This window comes from Rhodococcus sp. 14-2496-1d, assembly GCF_002259365.1.
Taxonomy (GTDB): Bacteria; Actinomycetota; Actinomycetes; order Mycobacteriales; family Mycobacteriaceae; genus Rhodococcoides.
The window spans coordinates 63,567-85,556 of sequence record NZ_NPFV01000022.1 but is presented as its reverse complement, the minus strand read 5'-3'; the positions used below and the strand labels follow the sequence as shown (position 1 = coordinate 85,556).

Annotated in this window: 22 protein-coding genes and 1 rRNA gene; 2 read left to right on the top strand and 21 right to left on the bottom strand. The window is 64.2% G+C overall.

Annotation, left to right across the window (positions count from 1 at the left end):
• Positions 1–95 (bottom strand): 16S ribosomal RNA (locus CH296_RS17475); the annotation flags it as partial.
• A gap of 558 nt (positions 96–653) precedes the next feature.
• Positions 654–1,346 (bottom strand): pyridoxamine 5'-phosphate oxidase family protein, encoded by a 693-nt coding sequence (locus CH296_RS17470; RefSeq protein WP_094632232.1) that lies wholly within the window; start codon positions 1,344–1,346, stop codon positions 654–656.
• 100 nt (positions 1,347–1,446) lie between these two features.
• On the opposite strand from CH296_RS17470, the gene CH296_RS17465 reads away from it, so the two are divergent.
• On the top strand, positions 1,447–2,844 hold the full coding sequence (locus CH296_RS17465; RefSeq protein WP_094685323.1) for a PLP-dependent aminotransferase family protein: 1,398 nt from the start codon (positions 1,447–1,449) through the stop codon (positions 2,842–2,844).
• Here CH296_RS17465 and murA read toward each other — a convergent pair.
• Entirely contained in the window at positions 2,837–4,090 is a 1,254-nt protein-coding gene (gene murA / locus CH296_RS17460) for a UDP-N-acetylglucosamine 1-carboxyvinyltransferase (RefSeq protein WP_032393537.1), read from the bottom strand. The two genes, CH296_RS17465 and murA, sit on opposite strands and share 8 nt — an antisense overlap.
• Positions 4,091–4,144: 54 nt before the next feature.
• On the opposite strand from murA, the gene CH296_RS17455 reads away from it, so the two are divergent.
• Positions 4,145–4,747, top strand: a complete 603-nt coding sequence (locus CH296_RS17455) for a cob(I)yrinic acid a,c-diamide adenosyltransferase (protein ID WP_094632236.1) — start codon at positions 4,145–4,147, stop codon at positions 4,745–4,747.
• On the opposite strand, the gene CH296_RS17450 is transcribed toward CH296_RS17455, so the two are convergent.
• The 18 genes from CH296_RS17450 to thrB all read right to left on the bottom strand — a co-directional run bounded on the left by CH296_RS17450 (position 4,748) and on the right by thrB (position 21,973).
• On the bottom strand, positions 4,748–5,185 hold the full coding sequence (locus CH296_RS17450; RefSeq protein ID WP_094647098.1) for a DUF2550 domain-containing protein: 438 nt from the start codon (positions 5,183–5,185) through the stop codon (positions 4,748–4,750). It lies immediately after the preceding gene.
• A 29-nt stretch (positions 5,186–5,214) separates the two neighbouring features.
• On the bottom strand, positions 5,215–5,574 hold the full coding sequence (locus tag CH296_RS17445) for a F0F1 ATP synthase subunit epsilon (protein WP_032393525.1): 360 nt from the start codon (positions 5,572–5,574) through the stop codon (positions 5,215–5,217).
• Between the two features lie 30 nt (positions 5,575–5,604).
• Positions 5,605–7,053, bottom strand: coding sequence for a F0F1 ATP synthase subunit beta (atpD, locus tag CH296_RS17440; protein ID WP_027497899.1), 1,449 nt, complete (start codon positions 7,051–7,053; stop codon positions 5,605–5,607).
• 3 nt (positions 7,054–7,056) lie between these two features.
• Positions 7,057–8,028, bottom strand: a complete 972-nt coding sequence (locus CH296_RS17435; RefSeq protein WP_045194485.1) for a F0F1 ATP synthase subunit gamma — start codon at positions 8,026–8,028, stop codon at positions 7,057–7,059.
• Between the two features lie 52 nt (positions 8,029–8,080).
• Positions 8,081–9,724 (bottom strand): F0F1 ATP synthase subunit alpha, encoded by a 1,644-nt coding sequence (gene atpA, locus CH296_RS17430; protein WP_032393523.1) that lies wholly within the window; start codon positions 9,722–9,724, stop codon positions 8,081–8,083.
• An 88-nt stretch (positions 9,725–9,812) separates the two neighbouring features.
• Positions 9,813–10,640, bottom strand: coding sequence for a F0F1 ATP synthase subunit delta (locus CH296_RS17425; protein WP_045194484.1), 828 nt, complete (start codon positions 10,638–10,640; stop codon positions 9,813–9,815).
• 8 nt (positions 10,641–10,648) lie between these two features.
• A complete protein-coding gene (locus tag CH296_RS17420; RefSeq protein WP_032393521.1) occupies positions 10,649–11,209 on the bottom strand; it encodes a F0F1 ATP synthase subunit B in 561 nt (186 codons plus the stop codon).
• Between the two features lie 7 nt (positions 11,210–11,216).
• Positions 11,217–11,456: an ATP synthase F0 subunit C gene (locus CH296_RS17415; RefSeq protein WP_008715092.1), complete on the bottom strand. Its 240-nt coding sequence runs from the start codon at positions 11,454–11,456 to the stop codon at positions 11,217–11,219.
• A 78-nt stretch (positions 11,457–11,534) separates the two neighbouring features.
• Positions 11,535–12,260: a F0F1 ATP synthase subunit A gene (gene atpB, locus CH296_RS17410; protein WP_032393520.1), complete on the bottom strand. Its 726-nt coding sequence runs from the start codon at positions 12,258–12,260 to the stop codon at positions 11,535–11,537.
• A 441-nt stretch (positions 12,261–12,701) separates the two neighbouring features.
• Entirely contained in the window at positions 12,702–13,133 is a 432-nt protein-coding gene (locus tag CH296_RS17400) for a hypothetical protein (RefSeq protein WP_045199492.1), read from the bottom strand.
• Between the two features lie 66 nt (positions 13,134–13,199).
• The gene (locus CH296_RS17395) at positions 13,200–14,411 is read right to left on the bottom strand and encodes a glycosyltransferase family 4 protein (protein ID WP_045194478.1); all 1,212 of its coding nucleotides are present in this window, start codon (positions 14,409–14,411) and stop codon (positions 13,200–13,202) included.
• An 18-nt stretch (positions 14,412–14,429) separates the two neighbouring features.
• Positions 14,430–15,092 carry an L-threonylcarbamoyladenylate synthase gene (locus CH296_RS17390; protein WP_045194476.1) on the bottom strand — a complete coding sequence of 221 codons (663 nt, stop codon included), beginning with the start codon at positions 15,090–15,092 and terminating at the stop codon, positions 14,430–14,432.
• 66 nt (positions 15,093–15,158) lie between these two features.
• A complete protein-coding gene (prmC, locus tag CH296_RS17385; protein WP_032393516.1) occupies positions 15,159–16,043 on the bottom strand; it encodes a peptide chain release factor N(5)-glutamine methyltransferase in 885 nt (294 codons plus the stop codon).
• A 34-nt stretch (positions 16,044–16,077) separates the two neighbouring features.
• Positions 16,078–16,887, bottom strand: a complete 810-nt coding sequence (locus CH296_RS17380) for an SHOCT domain-containing protein (RefSeq protein WP_094685322.1) — start codon at positions 16,885–16,887, stop codon at positions 16,078–16,080.
• Positions 16,888–16,993: 106 nt separating this feature from the next.
• The gene (gene prfA, locus CH296_RS17375) at positions 16,994–18,070 is read right to left on the bottom strand and encodes a peptide chain release factor 1 (RefSeq protein ID WP_032393514.1); all 1,077 of its coding nucleotides are present in this window, start codon (positions 18,068–18,070) and stop codon (positions 16,994–16,996) included.
• A 97-nt stretch (positions 18,071–18,167) separates the two neighbouring features.
• Positions 18,168–18,401 (bottom strand): 50S ribosomal protein L31, encoded by a 234-nt coding sequence (rpmE, locus tag CH296_RS17370; RefSeq protein ID WP_008715081.1) that lies wholly within the window; start codon positions 18,399–18,401, stop codon positions 18,168–18,170.
• A gap of 198 nt (positions 18,402–18,599) precedes the next feature.
• Positions 18,600–20,669, bottom strand: a complete 2,070-nt coding sequence (gene rho, locus CH296_RS17365) for a transcription termination factor Rho (RefSeq protein ID WP_373557290.1) — start codon at positions 20,667–20,669, stop codon at positions 18,600–18,602.
• Between the two features lie 371 nt (positions 20,670–21,040).
• A complete protein-coding gene (gene thrB, locus CH296_RS17360; protein ID WP_032393512.1) occupies positions 21,041–21,973 on the bottom strand; it encodes a homoserine kinase in 933 nt (310 codons plus the stop codon).
• Positions 21,974–21,990: the final 17 nt, after the last annotated feature.

Sequence of the window (21,990 nt, the reverse complement as noted above, 5' to 3'; positions counted from 1 at the left end):
CCGCTCGTGTACCCCGAAAGGCCTTACCGCTCGACTTGCATGTGTTAAGCACGCCGCCAGCGTTCGTCCTGAGCCAGGATCAAACTCTCCGTAAAAGACCTGCGAAACAACAATCCCCACAAGGGACCGTGAATCAGTCAAAGACATCAAGTCAAATCACTAGCAAAAAAACTCAACTAGCATTTCAAACAACACCCGACAACAACCACCACAAGCGGATGGCTGATACATCGAATGCTTTCACCAAAATAATTTCGGCACTGACATTCATCGACACACTGTTGAGTTCTCAAAGAACACGCACACACTGTCACCCCACGAACACACAGTCCGTCGGCCTCGAGGGCAACTGTTCCAGCGTATCCCAGCTTGGTCTCGGACACAAGGCCCGACTCTTGGGGGACACAACCTGCCGAGCCACACGTCCAACCTCGTTCACCCAGTCCGTGAAGACCGGGTCGGTGTCCGTCGCTCTGACTCGACAAAAGTTACGCCACCAACCACACCAACGCAAATCGGCAGGTCGACCGACGGTCTCGGGGCATTTGCGCAGCTCGACCTCGTAGCGTCACGTCATCGATCCCGCCACACGCTGCAACAACCATATGTGATGACAGCCACAACCCGAACTGCCTCTCACGCAACAGCGTTCACTACCGAAATACGTTCCGGCCCATGGCATCTACATGGTCCGGCACCGGTATGTCTTCCGCGAGATCCTCGGCAGGTTCGGCGTCACCGAGCGCCTCCCACACCGGGACGACGCCCGCCCACACGTCGCTCTGTCGAATGTCACGGTCGTCGTCGACGGGTCCACCGGTCCGCGATTTCACCGACGCCTCGTACATAGGAAGCGCCAGTACCGCGGTCGCAGCAAGCTCCTTCCTCGTATGCGAACGCAGATGCGCGCTTCTTCCGGGGACCACCTGATCGACTATCGCGTCCAGCGCCCGAATCCGTTCATCGGCGTCCTCCACTCTGCGGGGCCGGCCGACCACGACCGCACTTCGGTAATTCATCGAATGGTGGAATGCCGATCGAGCAAGGACGAGTCCGTCGACGACGGTCGTAGTGACGCAGATGTCCTGCTCGGGAGCATCGATCATGCTGCGTGATGCCACTGATCCGTGGAGATACAGCGTGCCCTCCCTGTCCGGACCGTTGGGATCCACGCCGAACACCGTCGGTACGACGCGAGTCAATCCAGCCACGACCACGCCGACATGACAGATGCGCGCCGAGCGTAGGACGTCGAGCAACGTTGCCCGTTCGAGGCTGGCACGGCTGCTACCCCGCATCACTACGGTTCGCGCTGTCGGGGAAAGAGGCACGTCGTCGACTGTCATGATTCACAAGATGCCGGACAAGTGGCCTTCTGTCATGGTCCAATCAAGGCAAACTTGTTCAGGCCACTTCGTCGAGAAAGCCAAGGGATACCGAAGCTCCATGCTCCCGATCTCTCTGTCGATCACCATCGACCGCGCCGACTCTCGGACGCTTCCCGTCCAGTTGGCCGATCGCATCCGATCCGCAATCGACGACGGAGAGCTGGAACCCGATTCTCGATTACCCAGTACCCGAGCACTTTCCGTCGATCTGGGCATTGCGCGTGCGGTCGTGGAGAAGGCTTACGAACAGCTCGTCGCGGAAGGATGGCTCGATCCCCGGCGCGGTTCGGGCAACTATGTCCGACGTATCCCCCGCGCAGGTCGGTCGGTGGCGGTGTCGCCGAGTGCACAAGCACCACCACGAACTCCCCCGCGCATATCGCTCCGTCCGGGAATCCCGTGGACTCCCCCCTCGGCGTCGGATGCCTGGAAGCGCGCATGGCGCGACGTCGGCAGCACACCGCCCCCGGCCGACTATCCCGATTCTGCCGGCACGCTCGAGCTCAGAACTCGCGTCGCCGAGCTTCTGCGCCGCGCACGCGGCCTTCACACCACCCCGGCGTCGATCGTGATCACGACGGGCAGCATCCATGGTCTCGATCTCGCCCTGGGTGCGCTTTCGGTTGCCGAGTCGATCGAACATGTTCTGGCACTGGAGAATCCGGGCTACAAGTCCGCTGCTGCGCTTGCGACGCACCGCGGATGGTCGGTACACGACGTTCCCGTCGACGGCGCCGGCCTGATCGTCGAACAGCTCGGCTCGGCTCCCCCGCGGACACCAGCGGTGTACGTCACGCCGTCGCACCAGTACCCGACCGGGGCCTTCATGCCCATCGGTCGCCGGCGCGCCCTTGCAGACTGGGCCCGCGACAACGATTCGATGATCATCGAGGATGACTACGACTCCGAATTTCGCTACGGTGCAGCACCTTTACCCACTGTGGCCGAATTGGCACCCGACCGAACCGTCTACCTCGGCACCGTCTCCAAGACCCTCGGTGCCGGGATACGTCTCGGCTGGATGGTGGCACCCCGGTCGATGGTCGACCGCATCTCGGCAACGCGCCGCGCAATCGGCGATCTTCCATCGGTTCCCGTTCAGCAGGCAATGACGTCGATGCTGCGGGACGGCGAATGGGACAGAGCCGTTCGAACGGCGCGACGGCTCTATCGCACCCGCGACCGCATGGTCGCCGCAGCGCTGGCCAGGTTCGGCGAGCTCCGGGGAGTAGGAGCCGGACTGCACACGGTGTTGGTACTCGATTCCGACGCAGCCCGTGCCGTCGCTACGTCCTGCGCCACGAAGGGTGTGGACGTACCGACGCTCGAGCACTCGACCCGCTCGCCCACAGCGCGCGGTGGAATCGTCGTCGGATACGGCTCCGTCTCCGACGACGAATTGGATTATGCCATCATCATATTGGTCGAGGCGCTGGAAGCCGCGCTACTCAGCTGACCCGCTCGATGCTGCCACCGAGTGCACTCAGGTTCTCCACGAATCTCGGATAACCGCGATCGATGTGAAACACGTCGTGCACCTCCGTCGTGCCGTCGGCCACCAATCCCGCGAGCACAAGACCCGCTCCGGCTCGGATATCGGAGGACCACACCGGCGCACTGGACAGCTGCGGCACACCGCGAACCACCGCATGGTGTCCATCGGTACGCGCGTCGGCCCCCAGCCTGATCATCTCCTCGACGAACCGGAATCGAGCCTCGAAGACGTTCTCGGTGATCATCGACGTGCCGTCGGCGACGGTGGCAAGCCCGATGGCCATCGGCTGCAGGTCGGTCGGGAACCCTGGATACGGAAGCGTCGCGAAATTGACCGCCCGCGGCCGCTCGCGCTGAACGACGCGGAAGCCGTCCGGCTCGCTGGTGACCTCGGCACCGGCAGATCTCAGCTTGTCCAACACCAACGACAGGTGCTTGGGATTGACACCACGGACTCGCACATCCCCACGCGTCATGGCAGCGGCGATTCCCCAGGTCGCAGCAACGATGCGATCGCCGATCACCCGATGGGTCGTCGGCTTCAGCGCGCTCACACCACGGATGGTCAAGGTCGACGTGCCGGCACCACGGACGTCGGCACCCATCTCGTTGAGCATGTTGCACACGTCGACGATGTCCGGCTCACGCGCGGCGTTGTCGATGACCGTCTCCCCGGTGGCCAGGACTGCGGCCATCAGGATGTTCTCGGTGGCACCGACGGACGGAAAAGCCAGTCTGATGTTCGCGCCGCGCAATTCGTCTGCTTCGGCGACGACACACCCGTGCTGAATCTCGCTGCGCGCCCCGAGCAATTGAAGACCCGACTGGTGCATGTCGAGGGGACGCGACCCGATCGCGTCACCACCCGGCAGTGCCACAACTGCTCGCTTGCACCGCGCAACCAGCGGTCCCAACACGCAGACCGACGCTCGGAACTGGCGGACTGCCGCGAAATCGGCGTGATACTTCGGCATGGCAGGCGTGGTGATGTGAACGACCGATCCCTCCAACTCGACCTCACAGCCGAGCCCACGCAACACCTCTGCCATCAGTGGCACGTCCAGGATGTCGGGGCAATTGGTGATCGTGCTCGTACCCTCTGCCAGCAGCGCCGCCGCCATCAATTTGAGGACGCTGTTCTTCGCACCACCGACCGCCACCTCACCGACGAGGCGATTACCACCGTTGACCAAAAAGCGTTCACTCACGTCGACAGCGTAGCCAGCGGGACCGGCCGACACCCGCGCGGTACCGTAGCGCCCATGGCCGTCCACCTCACCCGCATCTATACGAGAACCGGCGACGACGGGACCACCGGGCTGAGCGATTTCTCGAGGGTGTCCAAGAACGACGAACGACTGATTGCCTACGCTGACTGCGACGAGACCAACGCCAGCCTCGGTGTGGTTCTCGCACTGGGCAACCCGCCCGAATCGGTCCACTCGGTGATCCGCACGATCCAGAGCGATCTTTTCGACGCGGGCGCCGATCTGTCGACTCCGGTCGTCGAGAATCCGCAGTACCCGCCACTGCGCATCGATCAGAGCTACGTGGACCGCCTCGAAGGGTGGTGCGACGAGTTCAACGAGGATCTTCCTGCACTGACGTCGTTCATCCTGCCCGGCGGAACGCCGCTGGGAGCGCTGCTTCACGTATCGCGAACGGTGGCCCGACGCGCGGAGCGGTCGGCGTGGGCTGCTGTGCACGCAAGCCCGGAGACAACGAGTGCCTTGCCCGCGAAATACCTCAACCGACTCTCGGACCTACTGTTCATTCTGAGCCGCTACGCCAACCCCGAAGGCGACGTCCAGTGGGTCCCCGGATCGAGCCGCACGCCGGGTGAACCGGCTACAGACGAGAGCTGATCAGGCCGCAGGCCTGCGGCGACGCGAGCGGCCGGAGGGCCGAGACTCGACCCAGGACAGGAAAGCGGTCAACGCACTTCTGTCCAGGGCGATCTCGAAATATTTGCCGTTGTCTGACAGTTCCAACACCGCGATGTCGGGAGTCATGATGTCGAACTCGGTGTCCCGTGGGGCTCGTCGATCACCCACGTGAATGTCCTGCCGACCCAGGCGGTGATCAGGGCCGGGGCGAAGACTAGACAGCTTGAAGAAGACGAGCGTGTTGTCGCCGTACCGGATGATGCCGTGGCGCCAACCTGCGCCGCCGTCCGACGGCAACACCCGCATGATCGCCGCGGTTCCACCGCGGCGAAGAACCATCAGACGGTACGCGAAAGCCGCGACGAGCCCTGCGAGCAGCACAACCAGAATGATCAGAACAATCAATCCGTAGTGCATCGCAGGTCTCGTCGCGGCTTCTCGTGAACCTAGGACCGCTCGACAGCGCGGATACGACCCTTGGCCACCGCAATGGCCTCGACGTCGTCGCCGTTCTCTGCCACTACAGCCCGTGCCGCCTCGACATCGATGTCGTCGGCGAAATCGGCCGATTCTGCCAGCACGGTGACCGTCTTGCCCGTCACCGACAGGAATCCACCGTGGACGGCTGCGATGAGCTTCTCGCCGTCCGTGGTCGTGATCGACACCGTGCCACCCTCGATCAACTGACCGAGGACGGGCTCGTGGCCCAGCATGATGCCGATCTCACCTTCGGTGGTCTGGGCGCTGACGATGGTCGCGGTACCGGACCACAGCTTTTGCTCCACAGCGACCAGGGAGACCTCCATGCCGCTCTTCTCGGAAGAAGTCACGTCGGTCTACTTTCCGGCCATCTTCTTCGCGGCTGCCTCGACATCGTCGAGACCGCCACAGCTGTTGAAGGCCTGCTCGGGAAGGTGGTCGTACTCACCCTTGGTGACCTTGTCGAATGCCTCGATGGTGTCGGAGAGCGACACGACCGAACCGGCCTCGCCGGTGAACTTCTCGGCAACGATGAAGTTCTGGCCGAGGAACTTCTGGAGGCGACGTGCGCGGCCGACCAGAACCTTGTCCTCTTCCTGAAGCTCGTCCATACCGAGGATGGCGATGATGTCCTGCAGTTCCTTGTACTTCTGCAGGATCCGCTTGACCTCGTTGGCGACGCGGAAGTGCTCCGCGCCGACGATGCCGGGCTCGAGGATGCGTGAGGTGGAGCTCAGCGGGTCCACAGCGGGGTAGATACCCATCTGCGAAATCGGACGCGAGAGCTCGGTCGTCGCATCGAGGTGCGCGAACGTCGTGGCCGGGGCCGGGTCGGTGTAGTCGTCGGCGGGAACGTAGATCGCCTGCAGCGAGGTGATCGAGCGTCCACGGGTCGAGGTGATGCGCTCCTGGAGCTCACCCATCTCGTCCGCCAGCGTGGGCTGGTAACCGACGGCCGACGGCATACGACCGAGAAGGGTCGACACCTCCGAACCGGCCTGGGTGAAGCGGAAGATGTTGTCGATGAACAGAAGAACGTCCTGTCCCTGAACATCGCGGAAGTACTCCGCCATGGTCAGTGCCGACAACGCCACGCGCATACGCGTGCCGGGCGGCTCGTCCATCTGGCCGAAGACGAGGGCGGTGTCCTGGAGGACGCCCATCTCTTCCATCTCGAGGTGAAGGTCGGTGCCCTCACGGGTGCGCTCGCCGACTCCTGCGAATACCGAGGTGCCGGAGAACTCGCGTGCGATACGAGTGATCATTTCCTGGATCAGAACGGTCTTGCCGACGCCGGCACCACCGAACAATCCGATCTTTCCGCCCTTGACGTACGGGGTCAGAAGGTCGATGACCTTGATGCCGGTCTCGAGGATCTCTGTCTTGCCCTCGAGCTGATCGAAGGCTGGTGGCTTCCGGTGGATGCCCCACTGCTCGCCGTCGCGGCCGAGTCCGGGGGTGTCCAGGCAGTCACCGAGGGCGTTGAACACGTGGCCCTTGACGACGTCACCGACGGGAACAGAGATCGGCTTGCCCGAGTCGACGACTGCAGTGCCGCGGACGAGTCCGTCGGTGGGCTGCATCGAGATGGTGCGAACCAAGTTGTCGCCGAGGTGCTGAGCGACCTCGAGCGTCAGGGTCTTGGCCACGGTCGGCAGAGTGATCTCTGCGTTGAGGGCGTTGAACAGTGCGGGAATCGAGCCGCGCGGGAACTCGACGTCCACAACGGGGCCGATGACCCGAACGACACGGCCGGACTGTGTGTCCGCTCCGCTCGCGTTCTCTTGGGCTACTGCTGCGGTCATTGCTTAGTCACTTCCTGCGCTGTCGGCCAACGCGTTGGCGCCACCGACGATTTCGCTGATTTCCTGGGTGATCTGGGCCTGCCGAGCCTGGTTGGCCTGGCGGCTCAGGGTCTCGACCAATTCGTTCGCGTTGTCCGTCGCTGCCTTCATGGCGGTACGACGCGCCGCGGACTCCGACGCTGCTGCATCGAGCAACGACGCGTAGATCCTGGTGCTGATGTACTTGGGCAGCAGCGCCGAGAGCAGAGTTCCTGCTTCCGGCTCGAACTCGTACTGTGCCTGCACATCTGCGTTCGGCGAGTCGCTCAGCGCATCCGCACCCATCTCGAATTCCTCGTCGGTGTACGAGATTTCGAGCGGTGCCATACGGCGAACTTCGGGCTTCTGCGTGAGCATCGACACGAAGCGGGTGTAGACGATGTGCAACTCGTCCACGCCCTCGACGGTGCCTTCACCGTTGGGAGCGTCGACCTCGGTGCCCGAGCCGGCCATGAACAGCTCGACCAGGTGCCTGCTCGCCTTGGCCGCGTCGGCATATCCGGGCTCCTGGGAGAAGCCCGTCCAGGCACCCTTCACATCCCGCTCGCGGAATGTGTAGTAGCCCAGGCCTTTTGCGCCGAGGACGTAGATGACCGGATCCTTGCCCTCGGAACGGAGCAGCTGGAACAGCTCCTCCGTCTCCTTGAGCACATTGGAGTTGTAGCCGCCGCACATACCGCGGTCGCTGGTCACGACCAGAACCGCAGCACGCTTGGGCTCGGGTCGCTCGTTGAGCAGCGGGTGATCGAGCGAGCTCGATGCACTCGCCAACGCGGAGAGCACCTTGGTGATCTCTTCCGCATACGGCTTCGATGCGGCAACGCGGGCCTGAGCCTTGGTGATTCGCGATGTCGCGATCAACTCTTGTGCTTTGGTGATCTTCTTGGTCGAGTTGACCGACTTGATGCGGGAGCGAAGCTCGAGAATGCTTGCCATCTAGCTGTTCACGCTCCCTTCTGTACTCGTCTTGTCACCTGTCATCGCCGGCCTACTTGCTGACTGTCTTGCGGGTGACGTTGACCTGCTCCTGGCTGACCTCATCGGCGTTCAGAGTGTCGGCCTCCGCTTCGTTGACGACGCGGTTGCCGTCCGAATCGACGAATCCGGCCTTGAACTTCTCGGTCGCCTCGGTCAGTGCCTTCTGGTTGTCCTCGTCGAGGGCCTTGCCGCCGGCAATGCTGTCGTAGACGCCGCCGGCGTTGCGGTGCAGATCCTCGAGCAGCTCGGTCTCGAAGCGACGGACGTCGCCGACGGGCACCGAGTCGTACGTACCCTGGCCTGCGAGCCAGATCGAGACGATCTGATCTTCGACGGCAACCGGGGCGTACTGATCCTGCTTGAGCAGTTCGACCAGACGTGCGCCGCGCTCGAGCTGTGCCTTGGAGGCCGCGTCGAGGTCGGAAGCGAACGCCGAGAAGGCTTCCAGCTCGCGGAACTGAGCGAGCTCGAGGCGAAGAGATCCGGAGACCTTCTTCATGCCCTTGGTCTGTGCCGCGCCGCCGACTCGGGACACCGAGATGCCGACGTTGATCGCGGGACGGACGCCCTTGTTGAACAGGTCCGATTCCAGGAAGACCTGGCCGTCGGTGATGGAGATGACGTTGGTCGGGATGTACGCCGAGACGTCGTTGGCCTTGGTCTCGATGATCGGCAGAGCCGTCAACGATCCGCCACCGAGCTCGTCGGACAGCTTCGCCGAACGCTCCAGCAGACGGGAGTGCAAGTAGAAGACGTCACCGGGGTATGCCTCGCGGCCCGGCGGGCGGCGCAGCAGCAGCGAGATGGCGCGGTACGCCTCGGCCTGCTTGGTCAGGTCGTCGAACACGATGAGGACGTGCTTGCCCTGGTACATCCAGTGCTGGCCGATGGCCGAGCCGGTGTACGGGGCGAGCCACTTGAAGCCGGCCGAATCGGACGCGGGAGCCGCGACGATGGTCGTGTATTCGAGTGCGCCCTGCTCTTCGAGTGCAGCCTTGACGCCTGCGATCGTGGAGCCCTTCTGGCCGATGGCGACGTAGATGCAGCGAACCTGCTTCTTCTCGTCACCGCTCTCCCAGTTGGCCTTCTGGTTCAGGATCGCGTCGATGCAGACCGCGGTCTTGCCGGTCTTGCGGTCGCCGATGATGAGCTGACGCTGGCCGCGGCCGATCGGGGTCATGGCGTCGATCGCCTTGATGCCGGTCTGCAGCGGCTCCTCGACGGGCTGACGCTCGAGCACCGAGGCAGCCTGCAGTTCGAGGGCGCGGGTCTCGGAGGACTCGATGTCGCCGAGGCCGTCGATGGGCTTGCCCAGAGGATCGACGACGCGGCCGAGGTAGCCGTCGCCCACGGGGACCGACAGCACGTCTCCGGTGCGCTTGACTTCCTGGCCTTCTTCGATGTGCTCGTAGTCACCGAGGATGACGGCACCGATTTCGGTGGCATCCAGGTTCAGCGCGACACCGAGGACTCCGCCGGGGAATTCCAGCAGTTCGTTGGACATCGCCGACGGCAATCCGGACACGTGAGCGATTCCGTCGCTCGTGTCCGTAACCGTGCCGACCTCCTCGCGGGAAGACTCCGGTGAGTAGCTCGCGGTGAAGTTATCGATCGCGCTACGGATCTCGTCGGAGGAGATCGTCAGCTCCGCCATAGTGTTTCCTGCTCTTCCTTCAAATGATCGCGGGGTGAAATGTCTCGAAAGTCGAGACGCTTCTTCTCGTTACTGTGTCCGTGTCGGACTATTTGAGCGTCTTTCGCAATGCAGCGAGGCGGCCTGCCCCGCTACCGTCGATGACCTCGTCGCCGATACGAACGACAAGTCCGCTGAGCAGTTCGGTATCGACCTCGACATGCACCGTGACCTGCTTGCCGTACGTGCGGGTCAAGGTGGCCGTCAGCTTCTCGAGCTGACTGTCGCTCAGTGGTGCTGCGCTCCGGACGTGTGCCACCGCGCGGTCGCGCTGTTCGGCGGCCAGATCGGCCAGACCGTTGAGTACGTCGGCGGGGGCCGCCTTCCCCGGACGCGTCACAGCCTGAACTGCGAGCGCCTCGGTGACCGCGGTGACCTTGCCGTAGAGCAGACGACCGAGCAGTTCGCGCTTGGCCTGCGAAGGCTTCGAGCGATCCGACAGGGCCTGCTCGAGCTGCGGGTTGGCAGCGATGATCCGTCCGAGCCGGAACAGTTCGTCCTCGACCGTGTCCAACTGATCCTGATCGGCCGCGGCGCGAAGCAGAGCTTCACGACCCAGCTCGACCAGCGAGTTCAGCAGGTCACGGGCGTTGGACCAGCTTTCGCCTGCCGCGGCCTTGACGATCGTCGCCGTTGCACTCGACACCTGGCCGGAGAAGACCTCTCCGGCCAGATCGCTTCGCCGAACGCCCTCGACCGACGAGTCGGCAAGAGCGGTACGCAACGTGCGCTGCGCGTCGAGAGTCTCGACGACGGCGAACAACTCGGCACCGGTCTGAGCAGCGACGGCTGTTGCCTCGCCTGCCGACGCGGACCCCAGAGCTTCGTGGGCGACCGACCGCGTGCGAGCGAGTGCCTCACGAGAAGTTGCGTACATGGTTCGACTCACTTTCCGGATGCGGAGTCCGCGGTGACGGAATCCAACTCGTTGAGGAAGCGATCGATCGAACTGGAACGCTTCGCGTCGTCGGACAGCTGCTCTCCGATGACCTTCTCGGCGAGTTCGACGGCCGTGCGTCCGAGGTCGCCACGAAGTTCGGTGACGATCTGCTGACGCTGAGCAACGAGCTGATTGTGACCTGCAGCCACGATCCGGTCGCTTTCTTCCTGCGCCTTTTCCTTCATCTCGGCGAGAATCGCCTGCCCCTGGGTGCGCGCTTCCTCACGGATCTGCGCGGCCTCGGAACGGGCGTCGGCCAGCTGAGCGTGGTACTGCTCGAGTGCAGCCTTGGCTTCTGCCTGTGCCTCTTCGGCCTTCTTGATTCCGCCTTCGATGAGCTCGGAACGCTCAGCGAGAACCTTGGTGAAGCGCGGCACCACGTACTTCCAGAAGAGGAAGCCGATTGCCGCGACACAGACGATCGACCAAACGATGTCGTAGGTTGCGGGCAGAAGAGGGTTGTATTCCTCCCCCTCCGCCGCCAGCAACGTAATCGCGTTTGTCATCGCGCTCTCAGAGAATGAAGCCGGCGACGAGGCCGATCAGGGCGAGGGACTCGGTGAATGCGATGCCGAGGAACATGGTGGTACGGAGCTGACCGGCCAGCTCGGGCTGACGAGCGGTTGCTTCCATGTTCTTGGCGACGACCAGGCCGAGGCCGATGCCACCGCCGATCGCTGCGAGGCCGTAGCCGATGGCGCCGTATCCGCTTGCGGTGATTTCCTGCGCCTGGGCCAGAACTTCAAGGCTCATTGGGTTTTCCGTTCCCTTTCTTCGGTCCACATCCGGGTGTCGGAAGTGGCGGTGTAGCTGGTTCGGTCAGTTGGTCGGTCAGTGCGAGTCGGCGTGCAGCGACAGATCGATGTAGATCGCCGTGAGCAGCGCGAAAATGTAGGCCTGGAGGAAGATCACCAGCATCTCGAACATCGTGAACAAGAAGCCCATGATGAGCGAGGGTGCAGCGAAAATCTTCAGCCCGGCCGACGCCTCGAAGAGGAAGAACTGGGTCGCGCTGAAGAACAGCACGAGCATGATGTGGCCGGCCAGCATGTTGGCGAGCAGACGCACCGTCAGCGTGAACGGACGGAGTACGAAGTTCGAGACGAACTCGAGCGGGATCAGCAGCACGTGCATCGCGGGCGGAATGCCCGGGATGACGATGGTGCCCTTGACGAACTTTCCGACACCGAACTTCTTGACACCTGCGTAGATGAACGCGACGTACGCGACCGCGGCAAGCACGATCGGTAGACCGATGCGGGCATTCGACGAGATGTTCAGAAACGGAATGACGGCGCTCGCGTTCACCGCGAACACAGTGAAGAAGATGGTCATGATGACGGGCAGGAACCGACGACCCTGTTCTTTACCGAGCACATCTTCTGCGACGTGGATCCGAACGAAATCGAGAGCGATCTCTCCGACGTTCTGAAGACCACGCGGAACGATCTTCGGGCTGCGGAGGGCAACCACCATGAAGATGATCAGAATCGCCGACATCAGGATGCGGATGAGCATCAGCCTGTCGAGCTCGAACGGGGTCCCCTCGAACAGCACCGCGGGAGGAAAGAAATCGGATAGTGACGGCGGACTGTATTCCGCAGCCAGGGTGGTGACGCTCAGCGGTCTCTCCCGTGTTCGGGCCGCAGCCGGGTAGCGACTGCGGTTCGATCGGACAATGACGATCTATCAAGTCGACGAAAATCGGCTCGCAATCGTCAGAGGCTGAGGCCCGGTCTTCATCGGCCAAGCGTCTGTCGGGTGTCGGCGACTCACGTCGACTCGGCAACTCTCAGGGCGGAACCTTACGTTGCCGAAGTCGATGACTCCGGGCCTACTGTAAGGAAGCTCACGCTGACTGCTACCTGCGGGGGTCGAGTCCGGGGAAAAAGTCTCTTTCGTCCCGGTCTTGCCCGCCGCTTGATGCAAACTTTATCAACAGAACTACGACGTTGTGTAGGCGGCCCTCAGCTTAACCGATTACGACAGGCTGTCGTACTACCGATCGTCGGTCTTGTCCTCGGCGGGGACGCTGTCCACGTAGGCCACCTTGGTCTTGACGACCCCGAAGACCTCCGCACCGAGAACGACGACGAGTGCTCCCAGAATGGTCAGTCCCAACGAGTAACGGTTGTAGAAGTCGGCATCCTTGAGTGCGACCAGCACGATCAGGGCGATCACCATCTTCACCAACCAACCGCCCAACAACAGGGCTCCGACCGCCGAGGCCGGGAAACGCGTGGTCAGAGCAACCGACAACGCCGTCGTGATGACGAAGCCTCCGCCGATGGCCACGCCGATGATCGATCCCCACAGGCCGGGCGTTCCAGCCGCGGCCACGGATATGCCCACACTCACCACGGTCAGCACCACCAGTCCGATGAGTCCGTATCGGACTGCGGCGCGCAGCGGCGCGAATTGATCGGGCATGGACTGCGGAGTGAAGGTCACAGTTGTCGAGGGTACCCAGCACGCGACCGCGAACAGCCGACGGGATCAGCCGCCCCGTCGAGCGCTTCGTACTCGCGACCCATGCGATCGATCCACCCTCAGCGTTGGTACAGCGGTGACGACCAGCGCGAACACCAGGCCGGCCGCGACCAGGAGCACCACGATTCGGCGATCCAACAGGGACGACCCCACCGCCCCGAAAGCGAGGACACCGACCCACAGATAGATCACCAGCACCACCCGGCGGTGCGAATGTCCGATCTGGAGCAACCGATGATGCAGATGCATCTTGTCGGGACTGAAGGGACTCCGCCCTGCTCGGGTGCGGCGGATGACAGCCAGCAGAAGGTCGAGGATCGGAATGAGCATCACGGCCCCGACCAGCAGCAGCGGCGACAGCAAACCCAACAGATCTCGTGGACCGTACGCCGTCAGCGGGATCCGCCCCGAGGCGCTCGTCGAGATCGTGGCCAGCGTCAGCCCGATGAGCATGGAGCCCGAATCTCCCATGAAGATGCGCGCGGGCTGAAAATTGTGCGGCAGGAACCCCAGGCACGCGCCCGCCAGCGCCGCTGCGATCAGCGCCGGTGGGTAGACGCCGACGTCGCCACCCTGCTCTTGCAGCAACCCCACCGAGAAGATGCAGATGGCCACCGAGGAAATGAGCCCGAGACCGGCCGCCAGACCGTCGAGACCGTCCACGAAGTTCATCGCATTGACGATCACGACGGTGATCAGAACCGTCACCAGTCCGGCTTGCAGTTGATCGAGAACCAGGGTGCTGCCCGGCTGACCGGGCTCGCCTCCCCACGGCTGATACAAGACGACCCAACTGACACCCATGATCACCAGCACGCCCGCTGCCGTTACCTGGCCGACGAACTTGGTGAGGGCGTCCAGACCCCATCGGTCGTCGATGACGCCGACGAGCACGATCACGAAGCCCGCGACCAGCGCGGCCGGGATGTCGCGGTTGTAGGCGACGTCGAATCCACGTGCCAGAGCGGGCAGCTGCGACGCGAACAGCAGCGCAGCCAGCATGCCCACGTAGATGCCCACTCCCCCGAGCCTCGGGGTCGCCTGTACGTGGACGTCACGATCACGTGGAACGGCGACGGCCCCGAACTTGACGGCGGCTACGCGGACCCCGCCGGTGGCGAAGAACGTGACCACTGCGGCAGTGAGAAAGACCAGCAGCAGCTCGCGGATCGGAACACCTGCACCCAGGTTCGACTGAGCCAGCATTTCGACGCTCATGCGGCGCGGACAGGCATGTCAGGACGCTCCCGGGACCAGGCTTTCGGCGGTGACACCGAGAACCTCGGCAATCTTCTCGGTGGGGATTGCACCGACCCGCAGAATTCGAGCTCGATCGCTCGTCAGATCGATGATGGTCGACGCCACCGCGTGATCGGCCGGTCCCCCGTCCAGATAGACAGCGGCCGAGCCGCCCAGTTGTTCTCGTGCCTCCGTCACGGTGGTGGCGGGTGGACTGCCGGAGATGTTGGCGCTGGACACCGCGAGTGGGCCGACCTCGCGCAACAGCTCGAGTGCAACCGGGTGCAGCGGCATCCGCAACATGACGGTGCCCTGGGCGTCGCCCAGATCCCAGGCCAGGGATGGAGCCTGCTGCACGACGATGCTCAGTGCGCCGGGCCAGAAGGCACGAATGAGATCTCGGGTCCGTGGTCGGACGCTCTGGACCAGTCCGTCGATGGTGTTCCACGATCCGACGAGCACGGGCACGGGCATGTCGCGTCCCCTGCCCTTCGCGCGGAGCAGATCCGTGACGGCGCTGCCGTCGAATGCATCGGCGGCGATCCCGTACAGGGTGTCGGTAGGCATCACGACGAGTCGGCCGGACTTGAGGGCACCGCGGGCAGCGGTCAATCCGGCAGCGCGCGCGTCGGCTTCACGGCAGTCGTAGACGGTACTCACGGCACCTATCCTTCCACCTTCGATAACGAAGTGATGTCAGGTGTCGCCCGCCTGCCGTTCTCGTCGTCAGGCCGAGGCCGGATGTGCCCGTGCGGCGACGACGAACCGGGGCCTGCCCGCCAGATCCGGATGCGCGGTGACCTCGGTGAACACTCGTCGCCTGGACAGCAACGCCGCAACCTCGCTGCCATTGGAGTCGTCGTGTTCGATCGCGACGCCACCGCCGACCCGAAGCCAACGGGCGATGTTGGCGATCATCGGTTCGATGACCGACAGTCCGTCCGCACCGCCGAACAGCGCCATGTGTGGATCGTGGTCGATCACCTCGGGATCGAGTTCTGCCCCCTCCGGGATGTAGGGCGGGTTGGCGACGATCATGTCGACTGCACCGTCGAGCTCGGTCAACAGGTCACGGGCCGTGACGTCGCCGTGGTGCAGTGCGATCGGGGTATCACCGAGGCCACTGCGCAGATCGGCATTGCGCCGGGCCCACGCCAATGCCGACGGGTCGAGTTCGACGGCATGGACGACGGCGTCGGGCCGAGCGTTTGCGATCGCCAGTGCCAATGCCCCCGAGCCCGTACACAGATCGAGAATCACCGGCGGGTGGTGGTCGACGTTTTCGAGGAACGCCAGAGCCCAGGCCAACAACAATTCGGTTTCCGGTCGGGGCACGAACACGCCCGGTCCTACTTCGACGTCGATGTTGCCCAGCGACGTGGTTCCCGTGATGTATTGCAGCGGAATGCGTTTCGCGCGTTGCTCGACGGTTCGGAAGTACGCCTCGACGAGCTCGGGTTCCACGAGCGGCACCAGACCGAGACGGCCGCGATCGACTCCGACGAGGTGTGCGGCGAGCAGCTCCGCATCGACCCGTGGGCTCGGCACACCGGCAGCATCGAGCATCGATGTTGCTTCGAGGATGGCCAGACGTAACGGCTTTCGGCTCACTCGTACAGACTGCCACGAGGCTCCGACAGCCCGGTCACAAGCGCCCCAGCAACTCCGACTTCTTGGCGTGGAACTCGTCGTCGGTCAGGAAGCCTTTCGCGTGCAGACCCGCCAGCGCCTCGATCGCCGCCGTGATGTCGGAGATGTCAACACCCGACGGGTTGCTCCGGAGCGATTGGTTCGAGGACGGTTCCGAGGACGACGCGTGCGCGTGGGGCGGCGAGGCGGATTGCGGTGCCGGCTGGTTCTGCGAGTTCGTTCCACTCGACTGCTGGTCGACGCGAGGCAGGCTGCCGGCGGTGAACGTGCCGTACTGGCTGGTGAACTCCAGCGAGCCCGGTCCGCCGCCCTGCTGTTGCTGAACCCCGCCGATGGAGTGATCGAGAGTGTCGTACACGGCCAGTTCGCCGCCGACCGACACGGCGAGGCGTCGAGAACCCGGGAACACGGCGTACTGCGAGCCGTTCTGACCACCGCTCGAGCTCGGCGTACCGAGATCCGACGGCCACCACGAGCCGCCGCCGAACGAGTTGCCACCGAACGAGCCGCTGCCGGTCTCTCTGGGTGGGTACACCTGATGCTGCGAGAGCACGGCAGACAGATCGCGGCAGAGGCCGTCGACCCGGCTCTTGAGTCCGTGATCGAACATGTTGCCCACCATGATCATTCCGCCGCGCATCCACTGTCCACTGCCGCCGAGCTCGGGGATGTTGAACTGCGCCATGCTGCCGCGGCCGTTGTTGACGGCGTCGAGCATGGTGCGGACGGCGTCGGTCGAGACGCCGTAGCGCGCCGACAGCTCGGACACGGCGTTCTCGCCTGCGGGGGTCAGGGCCTGGTTCATCTCTGGTGTGCCTCTCGGGCGCTGTTACGGGGTCGAACCTGGCCGCCAGGGTAACGCACCGATCCGTGAATCAGCCCGGCGAAATCTGTAAAGCTTTGCGCCGCAGCTACTCTGCCTGCATGCGCGCATCGCGGTCTGCCTTGGCGAGCGCGTCGAGCAACGCATCCATTTCCCCGTCGAGCAGAGCGTCGAGGTTGTGTGCCTTGAAGCCGATGCGGTGATCGGTGATGCGGTTCTCGGGGTAGTTGTAGGTTCTGATCCGCTCCGAGCGGTCGACGGTACGCACCTGGCTGGCTCGACCGGCCGAGGCCTCTTCGTTGGCCGCTTCCTCCGCGGCCGCCTGTAGGCGAGCGGCGAGAACCTGCATCGCGCGCGCCTTGTTCTGCAGCTGCGAGCGCTCGTTCTGGCAGGTGACCACGATGCCCGTGGGCAGGTGCGTGAGCCGGACTGCGGAGTCGGTGGTGTTGACGCCCTGTCCACCCTTGCCCGACGAGCGGTACACGTCGATACGCAAGTCGGACTCGTCGATCTGTACCTCTTCGACTTCGTCCGGCTCGGGGTACACCAGGATGCCTGCCGCAGAGGTGTGTACACGCCCCTGCGATTCGGTCACCGGTACCCGTTGGACGCGGTGGACTCCGCCCTCGAACTTCAGCCGTGCCCAGACGCCGTCGAGGGGATCCTTGGTCTTGATCGACAACGTCGCGTCCTTGTACCCGCCAAGGTCGGAGACGTTCGCGTCGAGCACCTCCACGCGCCACCCGCGGCGTTCGGCGTAGCGCACGTACATCCGTGCGAGATCGGCCGCGAAGAGCGCCGACTCCTCGCCGCCCTCACCCGACTTGACCTCCATCACGATGTCGTCGCCGTCGTGCGGATCGCGCGGTGCCAGCAGGTCGGTCAGAGTCTGCTCGAGCTGCAGCACCGTCGCTTCGAGGTCGGGAATCTCGGCCGCGAACGACGAATCGTCGGCTGCCAACTCCCGTGCGGCTTCGAGGTCGTCCTGCGCGGAGGTCAGCTTGGTGTGCGCGGACATGATGGGGGCCAGTTCGGCGAATCTCTTGCCCGCTCTGCGGGCCGCGGACGGATCGTTGTGCAGTGCCGGGTCGGCGAGTTGCTGCTCGAGTCCGGAGTGTTCGGCGAGGATGTCGTCGATGGCCGAAGGCTTGTCTGTTCTCGCCATGGTGGTGACTCACTCTCGAACGCGGGTGCAACTGAATGTGGACACAAAAAAGCCGACGCCCGCCCTGTGATGCACAGGACGGGCGTCGGCGAAACAGCTAGCTGTCTGCGTCGGCCTTCTTGCCGGCGCGCTTGCCGTAGCGAGCCTCGAAGCGAGCGACGCGGCCGCCGGTGTCGAGAATCTTCTGCTTACCGGTGTAGAAGGGGTGGCACTGCGAGCAGACCTCGACGCTGATGCGCTCTTTGTCGGTGGTGCTTCGGGTCTCGAAAGTATTGCCGCAACCACAGACGACTGTCGTCAGTGTGTAGTCGGGGTGAATTCCTGCCTTCATGGTGTCCTTACCGTTCTCTCTAGTGGTCGCCGGGTCGTCTTCGCCGATCGAAGACGTGAACCGGAACCGGACTCGGCCGTTGATTATGCCAGAGCGTGCATCTGACCTGCTAATCGCCGGTACTTCTGTGCCGACAGATCCTTACAACGCGCGCACCTGTCGGCTTGTTCCCCGGACGCGACGTCCGGGGAACAACCGTCAGTCGTTCGCCCCGCCCGGCGCAGTCTTGGAGACTTCCATCAGGAACTCGAGGTTGTTCTTGCTCTTCTTCAAACGGTCGACCAGCAGGTCGATGGCCTGATGCGAGTCCAGTCCGGACAGCACGCGCCGCAGCTTGTGCACGACGGCAGCCTCGTCGGGAGCAAGGAGCAGCTCGTCGTGGCGGGTGCTCGACGGGTTGATGTCCACTGCCGGGAACACGCGGCGTTCGGCGATCTTGCGATCGAGCTTGAGCTCGGCGTTACCGGTGCCCTTGAACTCCTCGAAGATCACGGTGTCACCGGTGGATCCGGTTTCGACCATGGCCGTGGCGATGATCGTCAACGATCCGCCGTGCTCGATGTTTCGAGCCGCACCGAGGAATCGCTTCGGCGGGTACAGCGCGGTCGAGTCGACACCACCGGACAGGATTCGGCCCGATGCAGGCGAGCTGTTGTTGTACGCACGTCCCAGACGAGTGATCGAGTCGAGCAGAACCACCACGTCCTGGCCGGCCTCGACCAGACGCTTGGCCCGCTCGATCGCCAATTCGGCCACCGCGGTGTGGTCGCCCGGCGGCCGGTCGAACGTCGAGGCAATGACCTCGCCCTTGACGGAGCGCTGCATGTCCGTCACTTCCTCGGGACGCTCGTCGACGAGGATGACCATCAGGTAGCACTCGGGGTTGTTGATCGCGATCGCGTTGGCGATGGCTTGCAGAACGCTCGTCTTACCTGCCTTGGGCGGGCTGACGATGAGTGCGCGCTGGCCCTTGCCGATCGGCATCACCAGGTCGATGATGCGCGTGGTCAGGATGTTCTGCTGCGTCTCGAGGCGCAGTCGCTGATTGGGGTACAGCGGGGTGAGCTTGCCGAATTCCGGACGCTTGCGCGCGGCCTCGACCTCTCCCCCGTTGACAGTGTCCAGTCGCACGAGCGGATTGAACTTCTGCCGCTGGCTCGACTGCTCACCTTCGCGTGCCACGCGAACCGCACCGGTGACCGCGTCGCCGCGTCGAAGGCCGTTCTTGCGGACGAGGTTCATGGAGACGTAGACGTCGTTCGGTCCGGCGAGGTAGCCGGAGGTCCGGACGAACGCGTAGTTGTCGAGAACGTCGAGGATGCCGGCTACCGGCTGAAGAACGTCGTCCTCGCGGATCTCGGTGTCGCGCTCGCGGCCACCGCCACCGTCGTTGCCGTCGCCACGGTCGCGACCGCGACGGCGTTCGCGGAACCGACGTCCCCGACGTCCGCGGCCTTCGCCATCGTCGTCCTGGTTGTTGTCGCGGTTGTCGCGCGGGCCGTTGTTGCGATCCTCGTTGCGGTTGTCGTTGCGACCGTCGCCCTGATTGCGATTGCGCCCGCCCTGATTGCGCCCGCCTCCGTCACGGTTGGAATTGTCCCGATCACCCTGATTGCGGTTTCCGTTGTCTCGGTTGCCGTTCTCGCGGTTGGAGCCGTCCCGGTCGCCTTGATTCCGGCTTCCCGAGTCACGGTTGGCATTGTCGCGGTTGCCGTCGGCGTCACGCGGTTCGCGCTCCGACCCGTCCTGGCGGTTGCGTTCGCCGCGACTACGACGGGGGCGCTCGGTGGCGGCGTTGTCCCCGGTCTCGTCCGACTTCTCGGCCTGCGGCGCTGCTGCAGCCGAATCGGCGGCCGCGGGAGCGGATCCGGCCGAATCGTTGCTGTCGTCGAGTGGCAGTTGATCGGGGGCACCTGCGCGGCGACCCGCGGCCCGACGGCCGCGGGTGCGGCGACCCGTCTCGGGGGCGGAATCGGCAGCATCGCCCGGTTGCGTCACGGGTGCGTCCGCGGACGGCGCTTCGGGAGTCGACTGCTTCGGCGCCGCCTCCACTGCAGGCCGATCTTCGACGGCAGGCGCGGATGCAGCGGCACGACGCGACCTCGGTGCGTCGGACTTCGGTGCATCGGATTTCGGCGCGTCCGACTTGGCCGGTGCACTGCCCGACTGACGCTCGGAGATCGCAGCGATCAGATCGCCCTTGCGCATGCCGGAAATGCTCTTGATGCCCAGTTCACCAGCGAGGCTGCGCAGCTCGGTGAGAACCATTCCGGACAGGCCTGCACGTCGGCGTGACGTTTCGGGCGCAGAGATAAGTTCCGTATCGGTCACGGAGGTCCTTTCCTTCCCTCGCTCGCTCGATGCGCAGCCGAGGGTTCGTTCCGCAGTTCGGCGTTCTGCCGAACTCGGATATTGCCGTTCATGTTCGACGCACTCCGTCGACGACACCATCGATCCTCGACCGCAGAGAATCACGGGGAGGATCGAGTCAGGAGCGTCACATCACTCGGACGTTTGAATCCCCCGAATACAGCGACCTGATTGCCCTGACGAAACCGGCGTCTGAAGCGCACGATGTACGGACAGGGTTCACCATAGCGCCGTTGTCCCCACTCGGCAAGAACCCTACTCGGTGTTCGTCACGCGACGGTGACTCCGTCGGCCACGTCGAGGTCGAGCACTCGCCACCCCTCGGCCGACGCGGCCTCGCGCAGATCGGCCGGAAACTCGTCGGTGCACAGCGCCATGACCGTCGGGCCCGCGCCGGACACCACGGCTGCGATGGACCGCGCGCGCAAGGTGGCGATCCAGCGCGTGGTGTCGGGCAGCGCCTGAGCACGCTGACCTTGATGCAGCAGGTCCTCCGTCGCGGACATCAACAGATCCGGACGCTCGGTCAGCGCCACCACCGCGAGTGCACTTCGGCTGACATTGAAGGCCGCGTCGCGATGGGGCACCAACTCGGGCAACAGTCCCCGGGTGTGCGACGTCGACGAGCGCTCGGACGGTACGAGCACGACGACCTTGATGCTCGGGTGCACCTCGAGCCGAACGGCCGCGTACTTGCGCGCCGTCACACTGGCATTGGGCGGTTCGCTCCACGACACGACCGCACCGCCGAGGCAACTCGCGGACGCGTTGTCGGGATGACCCTCGAATTCCGACGACAGCTGGACGAGCTGGCCCTCCGACAGCGCGAGCGACCGATCCACCTTCGCAGCGAGCGCATTGGCAGCCGCCAGGCCCCCGACCACAGCCGAAGCCGAGGATCCGAGCCCCCTCGAATGGGGAATTGCGTTGCGACAGTGCACATCCAGGCCGTCGGCCCACACTCCGGCCGCTTCGAGTCCCCGCTCGATGGCGCGCACCACCAGATGCGTCGGGCCCCACGGCACGTCCGCCGAACCTTCACCGTCGACGTGAATCCGAAGTCCCGACGCGGTGGTCTTGACCTCGATCTCGTCGTACAGCCCCAAAGCGATTCCGAGACTGTCGAATCCGGGCCCGATGTTGGCACTCGACGCCGGGACGCGCGCGGTGACCGTCAGCCCGATGGGCAGTGTCGTCGTCATGGCCGGAGATTCCGTCA